Raw genomic sequence first — 13,273 nt, forward strand, 5'->3', positions numbered from 1 at the left:
ATATGTACTAATATTAATTAAAAGTTTCATAATATTAAATTTATATTTGTTCTTTACTAGAGAACAATGGCAGTGTTTAACATTGGTAGCTTATCTGACGCTCTTTATTTAAAATCGCTTTCATTAATTGAGTGCATTGAGCGGTCATTATAAACACAGTTAATTCCTCGTGCTAAAAGCAAGTCAACTGAAATCCGAACCATTCTGTCTGGATAGCGTTTATGCTTAATTGTATCAGTAACAACAATTTGCTCAATTGGCAGTTCATTCAAGACTTCTGTCGCATCTTGTGACAATAATGCATGAGTTGCGGCAACGTAAACTTTCTTAGCACCTGCAGCCATAACTGACTTGGTTGAAGAAGCAATTCGTGAGCCAGTATCAATCAAATCATCTACAACAATACACTTTTTATCCTTAACATCACCAATCATGTCGTGCACGTCTTCATCATAGCGAGCGTGACGCTGGTCAACAATTGCAATTGGTGCATTAAAAATTTGCCCAAAGTTCCGCGCCAATTTTGCACCAGAATGATCAGGTGAAACAATTACTAAATCGTCATCATCTTTAGAAACAATACCATTATCCATAAAGTATTGACCCAAAAGCGGCAGCGCGTGCAAGTGGTCAACTGGCACATTATAAAAACCTTGAATTTGTGAAGCATGTAAATCAAGTGCAATTAAGTGATCCATGCCCGTTAATTGCAACAAGTTAGCAACTAATTTAGCAGTAATTGGTTCTCTTGAACGCGTCTTAGTATCAGAGCGTGAATATGCTAAGTATGGCACCACTACGTTAACTCGGTGAGCTGATGCACGGTGTAAAGCATCTAACGTGATTTCTAATTCCATAAAGTTTTCGTTAACTGGATCTTGAATCGATTGGATAACAAAAACGTCACAGCCTCTGACACTTTCACCGATATTTACTTGAATTTCACCATCGCTAAAATGTTGAACCGCGGTTTCAATCAACGGCTTTTTCAAAATTGCCGCAATTTTCTCATTTAAAGCTGGATTCCCACCTAGACCAATCAACTTCATTGGATGCATTAATTCCAAGATTTCTTCCTTGTTCATAGCTACCTCTTTATCAAAAAATACTATCTTTTCGTCTATTATAACCAAAAAATACTCTTCCTGACTAGGAAAGGGATAAATTCTAACAAAAAAAGCTGGGAATTACCCCCAGCTTTATTTGAAAAAGTCTTCCATCAAGTTTAACAATTTAAAACTATTTACCGCATAGCTATCATGCTTTTGCCGCGGCATGACTATTAACTGACCTTGTGGAATTATCTGGCTATACCAGCGGACATGATCAACCTTGACCCAGTCCTTTTCACCGACAACGCAATAAGTTGGAATTTTTATTGCCTTCAAACTGTCAACGGACATAAAGCTCTCAGTTAATTCTACCTGACTGTCACGGTCAAAATGCAAGTACCGCAAAACGCCTTCAGTTAGGTAATGGTAAGACCGAATGCCGTTACCATTGACGAAGACGCCGGCAACCATTAATTTTTTAAAAATCTGCTGGTCTTGACTGGCGAGCATCATAGCAACAAGTCCGCCAGCGTCAAAGCCAAAGCAATAACAGCCGCGAATATCAACCTGCTTAATAAAAGCCGCCAAATCTTCAACTTCTGTTTGGTAATGCTCGGCAACTTCACCCTGACTTAAGCCATGACCCCGCATATCTAGCACATAGACCGTGTAATAAAGCGATAACGGGGCAACTACTTGATCGAACATCCCGCCATCTAAGTGGTGTCCATGCAATAATAAGAGCGGCGCACCCTGACCTAGTTTATTATAGTAAAGTTCGTTACCGTTAACCTTTTCTATCATCGCCTATCCCTCTCACTTGCTTCAATTAAGTGCTGTTTCTGCTGCTTTTGCTGATGCTCACGCCACAAGCTCCGCGCCACAATTTTAGCTACAAGATAATTAGCCTTGAAGTCATCTGGGATCATTTTTAGGTTAAAATTGTGCACCATACTGTCCTTACGCTGCCAATAGTGATACAGCGGCCGACTATCACAATAGAATCCTTCAGTCAGTGACAAATACTGGACATTGAAAATCTGGTCTTCCATAAAAGCAAGGTCTTCCACAAACTGCAAATGATGCTGGCGGATGACTGCAATTTTATAGCCCTTATTCCACGTATAACCCTTAACTGACGTCGCTAAAATGCGATTGTTAAATAACGAGCCAAGAGGATTACTAACGAGTTGATATGTCCTAAACTTCGGCTTCATCCCATGAACGACCTTTTTCGTTACTGGAATTGAACCTGCCTTGTTTTCATAATCCAGCCAAAAGCCACACGAAACCATGGCCGCATCCGGATGCGCATGAAAAGCTTGCACAAAAAATGCCGTATAATCGGGATCCACCCAATCATCACCATCATGAAAAGTCACATACGGGGTATCGACATTCTTTAAGCCGACATTACGGGCATCGGACAAACCGCCGTTTGGTTTATTAATAATTTTAAAATAGCGAAAGCGATCTTGGTAACTCTCGGCTATTTCACGTGTATTATCTGTTGAGCCATCATTGACAATCAGCAGCTTAAAGTTCTTGTCATTCTGCCCCGCTAAGTGATCTAACGCCCGCGCTAGATATTTAGCAACATTGTACACTGGCATAATGATAGTTAATTCGGGTTGCTTGAGCATAGGTCCTCCTCAATATTATGTTTATTATACCATCTAAGATATTAAAAAAACGTAAAATAAACGACACGAAATCGTAACTTGACCTTTTATTATAACTACCTATTATAATTAAGACATCAAAAGGAGTTAAGATTCTTATGAAAAAAACAATTTCAATACTAACAACATTAATCGTTTCCCTAATTGCAATCTGTACAGTTTCTGTGCCAAGACAAACGGCAAAGGCTGATGAATTGCCAATTGTCTGCCTAGGCACATCCTTAACGGATGCCCAGCGTGACGGTACCCTAAAGACCTTAACCGGACCACTTAATGGTGCCAGTTACCAAACAATCACAATTGATGGCTCCGACCTCGTCAAGTACCTTAATCCATCAGGCGATAACTTCACTACTAGCTCGGGAGTTTGGTCAAGCGCGATGATCCAGAAGACAGCAAGCGGCAGTGGCATCAATGTGCAGATTTTAGATTACAAAGGTAATAACAACATTACAACAATTACCGCTAACCAATACAAAAACGCTGCTCTAACTGCCGGAATTGCCGACGCCAACATTTATGTGACCAGTGCCGTGCCAATCGATGGTTCTGGAGCTTTAGCTGGAGTTTATGCCGCTTATGCCAAGAACGGCAACCATTTAAACCAAAGCCAAGTAAATGCCGCCCAAGATGAGATGGGCACTTTAAGCAAAATCACTAAGGAAAACAAGGATAAAGATGGTTACACCGATGCTCAATTAAACAATGCGATTGCTGGTGCTAAACAAGAAATGGGCAAGATCGGCAACAACATTTCTGACAGTCAAATTCACGATATTGTCAATAATCAAATCAACATCAACCATCTTGGCAATACTATTAATAACAACCAAAAGCAACAAATCATTAATGTGCTGATTGAAGTCCGTGATTCTGGCGCCTTAAAGAACCACAACTTCAAAGAACAGGCTGCTACCCTCTCTAAAGGAATTGAAAAGAACGCCAAGGATATTTTCAATAAGCTCAACACTCAAGAGAACCGCAACTGGTTTGAGCAGCTTTGGGACAATATTACCAGCTTCTTTGGTCATTTATTCGGCGGCACGATTGTTACCATCAGGTAATTACATCTGATCCATAAACTTATTCAAAGTATGATCAACAAACTCATTACCGCGATTATTAGCATGACCTTTGGTCCACTCAAAATTGGCGTTGGTAAACTGGTTAAGCAGGCTATCTAATTCCTGCCACCCAGCTAAGTTAGCAATTTCGCCCTTAGAACTCTTGTGCCAGCCCTGCCTTTTCCAATTTTTGAGCCAGCCCTTAGTAATCGGATTTAAGACGTACTGTGAATCAAGCACAAACAAGAGCGGTTTGGTATTAAACTTTAGTTCAAGCAGCTTCTTAAGGGCTTCAATTAAGGCGGTTAATTCCATCTTATTGTTGGTAGCACCAAACTCACCGTTTGTGCCGTAAGTCGACTTAGGCTGGTCATTTTCCTGCCATTCGATTAGGTAAGCCCAAGCCGCCTTATCCGTTGACTTAACATGACCGCCCTTATAATTACCGGTATTGCGTGTCCCACCATCTGTATAAATTGTCGCAAAATAAGTCTGTTCCTGATGCACCCGAGTTTTCTTGGGTGCTTTTTTAATTGCTGGCTTGACTGACGGCTGGGACTTAACTTGCTTACTGAAAGCTTGAATTTTAGCAAGCGCATTTTCTAATGTATCTTCGCTCTGAGGCAGCGGCTTACTTGAAGCAATATTTTGGTGTACTGGCTTAAGTACCGCAGCTTCCTCACTTTGCTTTGATGACTTGTTTTGCAGCCAGTCCATGTATTCTATTGCATCAGCTTCCTCTTTAAAAGATTTATAGACTGCATTAGAGAACCCATCGACTTGCTTTTTAGCTGCATCCCACGTACGATAAATTCCAGGAACACGGCCTTTTTTTACGGCGTAAAATTTCATATGTACCTCATTTACTAAAAAGTTGTTGGCAATGTTAGAATATAATTAATTATTATTTTAAAGGTGGGCGCAATGTTCTTCAATACCAAAAAATATAAGGAAGAAGCAGAAAAAAATCGCAAACATAATCTATCTGAAGAACCCAGTCGGTTTAATATGCTCCTTTTGGCAATCTTGGCCAGCATTGCTCCCACTAGGTCGCTCTTGCACTTGCACAAAAAGCACATTGACGACAAGGCTGTAATTGAAGAAAAAACTGGTAACTTTGACCAAATACCCGTGCTCTACTTTCACGGCTTTCGCGGCGGCGATTACACAACCAACGTGATGGTTAAGCAAGCTTTAAAGGATAAGGATAATCCTAAATATCTTAAAGTAACCATCGATTTATTGGGTAATTTTAAACTCGAAGGTACCTGGACTAGTGATTTACATCCAATCGTTCAAGTCGTTTTCCGCCAGCGATTAATCGGTATCTACGCGATTGATTATTATCTGCGCATGCTGCTGCCCTTCCTGGCACAAAAATTTCACTTTAAAAATTACATGGCTGTTGCTCATTCATTGGCCTGTCCTTGCATTGTCCGGACCGAAATGCGCACTTACCGCAAGAAGAACTTCCCGCGGCTAACCAAATGTGCCCTGATTGCTGGACCGTTTGATGGTGTCACCTACATGGGCGACATTCCTAACGTCAATGGGCTCAACGCCAATGGTCGCCCTAAGGTAATCAATCCGCATTACATTTACCTTTTGCTTAGGCGCAAGCGGTTCAACCCCGACATCTCGGTCTTGAATATCTATGGCAATGTCCTAGACAACACCAACAGCGACAAGTTCATTTCCGTTATTTCTGCTAAAAGTATTCGCTACATTCTAGCACCTGGCGCTCATTCATACCACGAAGTTGAAATTCGTGGACAAAAATACGCCGAGCACAGCTGGATGCATGATAATCCGTTCGTTATCAAAATTGTCGATAAATTTATCGGTCTGACACAGTAACTTTTTTATTTTGGAGGATTTCCGTGAGTCTGCTTCGCGACATTGCGCGTATCATCGTTATTACCAACACTATTCTCGCCTTTTACATTGTCTTTCATAGACGCCGGTCTGTTTCGACAACGTGGGCCTGGCTAATTATCCTACTTGTCTTTCCAGTAATTGGAATGATTATGTACGGCTTTTTTGGTCGGGGAATTTCGCAAGAAAACATCTTCGCCATTAATAAGCAGCACCACATCGGTCTGCGCAACGTCCAAAAGTCAATCACTAAGGCGCCCAAGAAGATTAGTTCATCAGATACTTCTAACAAGGCCAAGATGGTCGTTCACTTCTTCGATCGGCAAGGCGAATCGCCATTAAGTAAGAACAATCAGGTCAAGCTCTATACTGATGGTCAACCAATGTTTGCCGACATGATTCAGGATATTAAAAATGCCCGTGAAACGATCAACGTGGAATTTTATACTTTCTATAACGATGATATTGGCAACGAAATCCTCGATTTACTGATTAGAAAAGCCTGCGAGGGCGTGACCGTCCGCGTTCTTTACGATGCTTGGGGGTCAATGGGGGCAACTAAGTCATGGTTTAACCAACTATGCCAAGTCGGCGGGCAGGTTCTGCCCTTTGTTACATCACGCAACATGATTACGCGGTACCGGATTAATTACCACCTGCACCGCAAGATTGTGGTTGTTGATGGTAAGATTTCATGGACTGGTGGTTTTAATATTGGTGACCAGTATTTAAGCCGCAAAAAGAAATTCGGCTACTGGCGCGACAGCCAGGTGCGCATCGTTGGTTCAGCTTCACTGCTGCTTCAAGAACGGTTCGTCATGGACTGGAATGCTTCAATTCAAAAAGATAGTCAGCTGATTACCTTTAACCACCTGCTTTTCCCTGACTTAGATGAAAACGAAATCCACCCCGGCGATGTTGCAACGCAAATCATTTCCGATGGTCCCGATCATTACAACGCCAACATGCGCAACGGAATTATGAAGTTAATGTCGCAAGCCAAAACGCGACTTTGGCTGCAAACACCTTACTTAATCCCTGACGATGCCATGTTTGCGACTCTGCAGACAATTGCCATGTCGGGAGTTGACTTGCGCATTATGATTCCGTGCAAGCCGGACCACCCGTTCATTTACCGGGCAACCCAGTGGTACGCCAATGAATTGTCACGTTATGGCGTCAAGATTTATATTTACAATCATGGCTTTATCCATGCCAAGACAATTGTCGTTGATGATGACTTTGCAACTGTTGGTTCCATGAACCAAGATTATCGTTCTTACGACCTGAATTTTGAGGACATTGCGATTTTTTATGACAAGAACTTCACCAGTGAGGTCGCTCATGCCTTTGAAGAAGACATGAAGCAGTCAACTTTGCTCACGCCAGACATGATAGCCAAGCAAGGTCGCTGGCTGCGCACTTTGCAGAGTTTTTCTAGAATGTTATCCCCGATTCTATAATTGAACAAAAAAATAAGCCTTTACACTTATCTGTAAAAGCTTTTTTATTTTGTTCAAGTTGTAAAAATTGATAAAGTTGCATCTATTTCAGTTATATTCTTCAATGTTTTTGCTATAGAAGACTGGAAAGCTCCCCCTGCCCACCAGAAAAGTTCACAGTATTCTGTAGTTAATTTGGGAATAAATAGGTATTACATAACTAAAATATAAATACCACTATTTTAATATAAGAATCTATAATTAATTATAGATATTTTGCTGATTTTTATCCAATTTATACAGTGTATACGGCTTACTGGTCTTCTTACCAAGAGTATGCACAGTCAGGCTAATTTTAGCTTTATTGGAGAATTTACTATTTGCTACCGACACAGTAGTTATTCCTGAAGAAATAACCTTCTTACTCAATATAGGTTTCCTATTCTTCCAAATTTTTATAATATCGCCTTTTTTGCCATACACCTGCACCTGTAATCTATTATTTTCCTCTCTCAGTGAATAAACATTAGGCTTCTTAGTTGCATATTTAGTTGCAGAAATTTTGCTAAGCACATTGTTATTAGAAGCATCACAAATTTTAAAGGTCTTATATCCATGAAAGGCTAACGTAGTGTTAAAGTTTTTATGAACCTTAACACTTTTAATAACTCGATTATTATATTTAAAAGCTATTTTAGTAACACCACTCACGTCCCCTTTAAATGTTATCTTATGTGTCTTTCCAGAATAATGCGTATGTAAATTGGTTACTCCTGTTACTGGACAAACTGTACTATGAACAACAGGAGAAATTTTATTAGTTCTAGCAATTACAGGCATCGTACTTTCAGCAAGCATTAATACTACACCTGCTAAGCTAACGCTCATTTTCATAAATTTAGATTTATTCATAAAGACTCCTCATTCATTATAATTAAAACTATAAATATAATTATCTTATTTTTACTTTTCATGTATATATAAATATTTAACCTGCTTTAAATATTTATAATTGTAATTATAGTTCAATTTTATGTCAAATTATTTTGAAAATTAAAAATAATTTATTGATATTTTTAAAATGTGTTCAAATTAATAACCATCTCAACAACTACAGAAATATATTTTTGCTATCAACCTTTAAAACTAAATTGATTTTTAGTTGTCATAATCAAATTGATATAATTTATGAAATAGTTAAAAGCATAAGAATTTCACAAACTTTTTTCTTGGTAACTTTGAACCAACAAGATAGTTTTTCCATAAATTATAAATATTTGTCTTGTTTAGTTAATTTAAGCATAGTAAAACCCCGAAATTGGTTGTCTTAATTTCGGGGTTCATATCAAAAATTTATTTAACTGCCTTTTTTATTTATAAAATATCTTGAACTTCAATTCGAACATTATGACCGATGCGGTTTTTCAGGACGGCAATAATTTGCGCAACCCCTTCAGAGAATCGTAGGTAATATTGCTGGTGTTTATTAGTAGTCAGAATGCAAATCACCATTTTTTTCTTAGGATTGGGCACCTTAATTAAAGTCACTAGGGCAATATCTTGATAAGAAACCGTCCGCCTAAAGTATCCTGAAACCACTGCCCTTTTGGGTGTTAACCCGGAAAAACCATCAATAATTCCCATTAGTAAAAAGATGGCCAGGAACATACTTAGACCCGGATCGCTTTTTTCTAAAAATTCCCAGGCAAAGCCGGCCCAAATGATTATTACTGTCCAGACAATTGATGAAGTCCGATATCGTCCCTTCAAGTCAATGCTTGCTTGCCAGAACCAGCTGTAACAGGTGTAAGCAAACACCACAGCATCAAAAAGAAAGTATAAAAATGTCGAATTTGCCATAAAAATTCTCCTCGCTATTATTCCTTATTATAACAGAGTGGCTCAATTTCGATAGTTATATCGAATATAATTAATTTTTGCTTGCAATTTTATTAAAATTAGTGTTAAATATCATTACAATAAATGCAATGACAAAGACGAGTAAATAATTTATCCCTTGTCAGTGAGGTGCAGTTAGTGAGAATGCACCAGACCCTGAATTATCGAAAAACCCTTTTAGCAGCGCACTGAAATTTTATTAGAGTAGGTTGCGTCGTCCCCAGTACGTTACCACGCTGGTGAAGCATGTTAGTGCTTCATGAGTTGGCTCACTATTTGAGCAATTTAGGTGGTACCGCGGAAAAAGCCTTTCGTCCTATTGAATTGACAATTGGACAAAGGGCTTTTTTCTTTGACCTAATTTTGGAGGTAAACAACCATGACTTTAATTTTGCCAGAAAAATATCAGCCAACTTTAACAATTCGCGATACTGAAGCAGCTATTGTCTTCATTCGGGAACGATTCCAAACTATTCTAGCGCAAAAGCTTAACTTGCAAAGGATGTCTGCACCAATGTTTGTCGAAAAAGACACGGGTTTAAACGACAACTTAAATGGCGTTGAACGACCTGTTGCCTTTGACGCCAAAGACATGCCTAAGGACGATACAATTGAAATTGTCCACTCACTTGCCAAGTGGAAGCGAATGGCGCTAAAGAAGTACGACTTCGGCATGCACGAAGGACTCTACACTAACATGAACGCGATCCGCCGCGACGAAGAAATGGATAACTTCCACTCCATCTATGTTGACCAATGGGACTGGGAAAAGGTCATCAGCAAGGAAGATCGAACGATTGAAACCTTGAAGCAAACCGTGCAAAAGATTTACACCGCAATTAAACAAATTGAAGCTGAATGTGCCGAACGTTATCCCGCTTCTACTTATCATTTGCCTGACGAAGTCCACTTCGTAACAACGCAAGAGCTGGAAGACCGCTGGCCAGACATCAGCCCTGAGGAACGTGAAAACAAGATTGCCAAGGAAGAAAAAGCCGTATTCTTAATGAAGATTGGCGATAAGTTGTCTCGCAGCGGCAAACCTCACGACGGTCGCGCACCAGACTACGACGACTGGCAACTAAATGGCGACTTGATCTTCTGGTATGAACCACTCAAACAAAAGCTAGAGGTTTCTTCAATGGGAATTCGCGTTAGCCCCGAAAGTCTGCACGAGCAATTAACCAAGGCTGACTGCCTTGACCGTGAAAAATTACCCTTCCACCAAATGCTGCTCAAGGGTGAACTGCCTTATTCAATCGGCGGCGGCATTGGTCAATCACGACTATGCATGTTGCTGCTGGGTAAGGCACACATTGGCGAGGTTCAAGCCAGCATCTGGCCTAAAGAAATGATCGCTGAATGCGCCAAGCATGATATTCCTTTATTATAAAAACTGCTAATACACGATTCCAATAGTTTTTACCGGGATCGTGTATTTTTTGCTTAATTCTACTAATGAAAACAAACTTGAATATATATCGCCTCTTTTATATACTATTAAAATATAAAAATGTATGTAATATATACATGACAAGAGTTGAAAATTATAAAAGACAAAGAAACTAAGTATGAAACGTTATCCCCTAAGGTATATAAATGGTTAAAGATTCTTTCAGTAGTAGAGTTACTTCTAATTTTGATTTGCCCGTGGTTCAAACTATTTGATTTTTCTACGATAGTTTTGGGATTTTATTTATTAGATGTTATGGATATAGTAGCTACTTTTTTTCAAAGAAAGAACATGAATTCCTTCATTGCTATAATTTTAGGACTAATAATTTCAGTAATAATTTGTATAATCCTATTTTTCTACGCCATGTGGGCTTCGGGTAGAGTGCAGTTTGTTAAATAAAGCTAGAACACCTTTGTTACTAATCATAGCAAAAGCCGTTAAGTAGAAACTTAACGGCTTTTTAGCTGCTTGACCTCCTAAAAGCTTTAGTCCGCCGCACTAAAGTCGTTCATTGGAACCACATTGTAGTAAACTACAGATAGTGAATTGATTTTAAGAAAGGTACAAAACTAATGATTGACCCAAAACAAATAACCGAATTAAAACACGACATTGACCAAGCCCAACACATCACATTTTTAACTGGTGCCGGCGTCTCTACCCATTCCGGCATCCCCGACTATCGTTCCAAAAACGGTATTTACGATGGCGTCTCCGAAAGTCCCGAGACTATTTTAAGTGCAGAAACGCTCAACAGCCGGCCTGACTTTTTCTACAAGTTTGTCATGGATAACATGTACTACCCTGATGCCAAGCCTAACGCCATCCACCAAAAAATCGCTGAACTTTGCAATGAAAAAGGCGATTTAATTACCCAAAATGTTGACCATCTTGATACAAAAGCCGGCAATCAGCACGTCACCGAATTTCATGGCAGCCTTTATAATATCTACTGCACTAAGTGCCACCAGCCTGTTGCTTACGCCGAATATGCCAAAAGCTTCCGCCACGAAAACTGCGGCGGCATCATTCGTCCCGGCATTGTCCTCTATGGCGAAGCCATCAACGGCGACAATTTGTCCAAGTCCGTTAACGCCATGCAAAATTCTGATTTAGTAATTATTTCTGGAACTAGCTTTGTCGTTTATCCATTCGCCCAATTATTGTCTTACCGGCAAAACAACGCCAAAGTTTGGGCAATTAACAAGACAGCAATTCCAGCAGCCGGCATTTCTTCAATTATTGCGGACGCGCTAGACGTTTTTGAACAACTCTAATGCTTTACTATGCCGCTTTGACCGTTGACTATGTGACGTTTGAGCTAGCAGCAAACAAAAATGGTCTAACCTATGTTAGACAAAAAGGATTGCCCACTTTACCAATCAGTCACTTTTATCCAAGTGAAAAGTTATCCTATGAGCCGGCAAAGCTAGCTCCCTACCTTTGCGAATTAGCTGAATTTTTAACTGGAACTCGAAAGGGATTTGATTTACCGTTAAGTATCAGCCAAATAGTTACCCCTTGGCAGCAAAAAGTACTTAATCAAGTGAAGTAAATTCCTTATGACCAATATCGTTTGGGCAATAACTACAAAAAGCACCTGATTAATTTAGAAAAGAGTTTTTAGATGTCGATTATCAATTCAATTATTAAAATGTACGCGCCGTTTTTCAGTGCCAGCAACTGGCTGCATGTTTTAACCAGTGGTAAGGATTGGATGATTATTCTTACCCTGATTTTAATGGAATGCCTATTGTCTGTAGATAATGCGGTAGTCCTAGCTGCACAGACTAAGGCTTTACCCGACAAAAAGCAACAGGAAAAGTCATTATTTTATGGTCTTTGGGGCGCATACATTTTTCGCTTTATTGTCATTGGTATCGGAACTTACCTGATTAATTTTTGGGAGATTAAGCTAGCTGGTAGTTTCTACCTATTCTACTTAGCAATTAAATTTTTCTACGATCAGCGTCACCCGCAAAAGGCGGCCACAAAGGAAAAAGCCGAAGAAGCTAAACTTAGTAAACACAAGGCCAAAAAAGGCAAACATGTTTTATCCCTTTTCTGGCGCACGGTTATTTCCATTGAAGCTATGGACATTGTCTTTTCAATTGACTCTGTTTTAGCCGCCTTGGCAGTTTCCAGTAATCCGGTAATTGTATTGGTCGGTGGCATGATTGGCATCTTGTGCATGCGAGGCGTAGCCGAAATCATTATCAAGTTAATGGATATTATCCCAGAACTGCAGCCAATGGCCTACATTCTAATTGGAATTATCGCGCTTAAATTACTGCTGTCGCTGCCGCCGCTTAATTACGAGCTGCCTAACACGGTGTTTGCAATGATTGTCTTTGGCATCCTCCTACTGACAATTGCCTTTCACTTTTGGCGGGTTAAACGTCATGGTCACAAAAAGCTATAAGGATTGCAGCACATATTCTTTGAGTACAACCGCTTGGTTGTGCTCTTTATTTTTAGCACCATATAAAAATAAAACATCTGTTTTAGACAATTGCATCTTCACTAATGCTAAAAATTGCGGTACTGCAGGATTTTGCTCTAATTCAGTAAGATATTTTTCTTTAAAAGACACAAACTTGGCATCATCATGATTAAACCATTTGCGCAATTCAGTACTTGGACCTATTTCCTTGGCCCATTCATCTAAATCAGCTTTAACTTTACTCATCCCGCGCGGCCATAGCCGATCAACCAAAATCCGGTAACCTTCAGGTTGCTCATGGTCATAAATTCGGACTAATTTAATTTCTGTCATCGTAATTACCTCTTTAATTTTTATCGT

The 13,273-nt window shown here is 39.6% G+C and carries 14 protein-coding genes and 1 other annotated feature; of the genes, 7 read left to right on the top strand and 7 right to left on the bottom strand.

Annotated elements, in window-relative coordinates; all coding sequences use genetic code 11:
- Positions 1–104 precede the first annotated feature (104 nt).
- The 3 genes from PT281_RS06080 to PT281_RS06090 form a co-directional block, all read right to left on the bottom strand.
- A complete protein-coding gene (locus PT281_RS06080) occupies positions 105–1,085 on the bottom strand; it encodes a ribose-phosphate pyrophosphokinase (RefSeq protein WP_277152936.1) in 981 nt (326 codons plus the stop codon).
- A 114-nt stretch (positions 1,086–1,199) separates the two neighbouring features.
- Complete coding sequence (locus PT281_RS06085) at positions 1,200–1,856, bottom strand: alpha/beta hydrolase (protein ID WP_277152938.1); 657 nt, start codon at positions 1,854–1,856, stop codon at positions 1,200–1,202.
- Positions 1,853–2,695, bottom strand: a complete 843-nt coding sequence (locus PT281_RS06090) for a glycosyltransferase family A protein (RefSeq protein ID WP_277152940.1) — start codon at positions 2,693–2,695, stop codon at positions 1,853–1,855. The genes PT281_RS06085 and PT281_RS06090 overlap by 4 nt, the downstream gene beginning before the upstream one ends.
- Positions 2,696–2,832: 137 nt before the next feature.
- On the opposite strand from PT281_RS06090, the gene PT281_RS06095 reads away from it, so the two are divergent.
- The gene (locus tag PT281_RS06095; RefSeq protein WP_277152942.1) at positions 2,833–3,798 is read left to right on the top strand and encodes a DUF1002 domain-containing protein; all 966 of its coding nucleotides are present in this window, start codon (positions 2,833–2,835) and stop codon (positions 3,796–3,798) included.
- On the opposite strand, the gene PT281_RS06100 is transcribed toward PT281_RS06095, so the two are convergent.
- The gene (locus PT281_RS06100; protein ID WP_277152944.1) at positions 3,799–4,650 is read right to left on the bottom strand and encodes a ribonuclease H family protein; all 852 of its coding nucleotides are present in this window, start codon (positions 4,648–4,650) and stop codon (positions 3,799–3,801) included.
- Between the two features lie 72 nt (positions 4,651–4,722).
- Here PT281_RS06100 and PT281_RS06105 point away from each other — a divergent pair, with 72 nt between their 5' ends.
- Both PT281_RS06105 and cls read left to right on the top strand, forming a co-directional pair.
- Positions 4,723–5,655, top strand: coding sequence for an alpha/beta hydrolase (locus tag PT281_RS06105; protein ID WP_277152946.1), 933 nt, complete (start codon positions 4,723–4,725; stop codon positions 5,653–5,655).
- Between the two features lie 23 nt (positions 5,656–5,678).
- Positions 5,679–7,136, top strand: a complete 1,458-nt coding sequence (gene cls / locus PT281_RS06110; RefSeq protein WP_277152948.1) for a cardiolipin synthase — start codon at positions 5,679–5,681, stop codon at positions 7,134–7,136.
- Positions 7,137–7,376: 240 nt separating this feature from the next.
- Here cls and PT281_RS06115 read toward each other — a convergent pair whose 3' ends face one another.
- Together PT281_RS06115 and PT281_RS06120 are read right to left on the bottom strand one after the other, a co-directional pair.
- Positions 7,377–8,027 carry a hypothetical protein gene (locus PT281_RS06115; RefSeq protein WP_277152950.1) on the bottom strand — a complete coding sequence of 217 codons (651 nt, stop codon included), beginning with the start codon at positions 8,025–8,027 and terminating at the stop codon, positions 7,377–7,379.
- 462 nt (positions 8,028–8,489) lie between these two features.
- Positions 8,490–8,975, bottom strand: a complete 486-nt coding sequence (locus tag PT281_RS06120; RefSeq protein WP_277152952.1) for a hypothetical protein — start codon at positions 8,973–8,975, stop codon at positions 8,490–8,492.
- Between the two features lie 119 nt (positions 8,976–9,094).
- Positions 9,095–9,336: a binding site (T-box leader), on the top strand.
- A gap of 57 nt (positions 9,337–9,393) precedes the next feature.
- Here PT281_RS06120 and asnA point away from each other — a divergent pair.
- The 4 genes from asnA (at position 9,394) to PT281_RS06140 (ending at position 12,892) form a co-directional block, all read left to right on the top strand.
- Entirely contained in the window at positions 9,394–10,407 is a 1,014-nt protein-coding gene (gene asnA / locus PT281_RS06125) for an aspartate--ammonia ligase (protein ID WP_277152954.1), read from the top strand.
- Positions 10,408–11,042: 635 nt separating this feature from the next.
- On the top strand, positions 11,043–11,747 hold the full coding sequence (locus PT281_RS06130) for an NAD-dependent protein deacylase (protein ID WP_277152956.1): 705 nt from the start codon (positions 11,043–11,045) through the stop codon (positions 11,745–11,747).
- A complete protein-coding gene (locus PT281_RS06135; protein ID WP_277152958.1) occupies positions 11,747–12,025 on the top strand; it encodes a hypothetical protein in 279 nt (92 codons plus the stop codon). The genes PT281_RS06130 and PT281_RS06135 overlap by 1 nt, the downstream gene beginning before the upstream one ends.
- A gap of 72 nt (positions 12,026–12,097) precedes the next feature.
- Entirely contained in the window at positions 12,098–12,892 is a 795-nt protein-coding gene (locus PT281_RS06140) for a TerC family protein (protein WP_277152960.1), read from the top strand.
- Here PT281_RS06140 and PT281_RS06145 read toward each other — a convergent pair.
- Positions 12,887–13,246, bottom strand: coding sequence for a DUF488 family protein (locus PT281_RS06145; RefSeq protein WP_277152962.1), 360 nt, complete (start codon positions 13,244–13,246; stop codon positions 12,887–12,889). The two genes, PT281_RS06140 and PT281_RS06145, sit on opposite strands and share 6 nt — an antisense overlap.
- Positions 13,247–13,273 lie beyond the last annotated feature (27 nt).

This window comes from Lactobacillus sp. ESL0701 (assembly GCF_029433445.1).
Lineage (GTDB): Bacteria > Bacillota > Bacilli > Lactobacillales > Lactobacillaceae > Lactobacillus.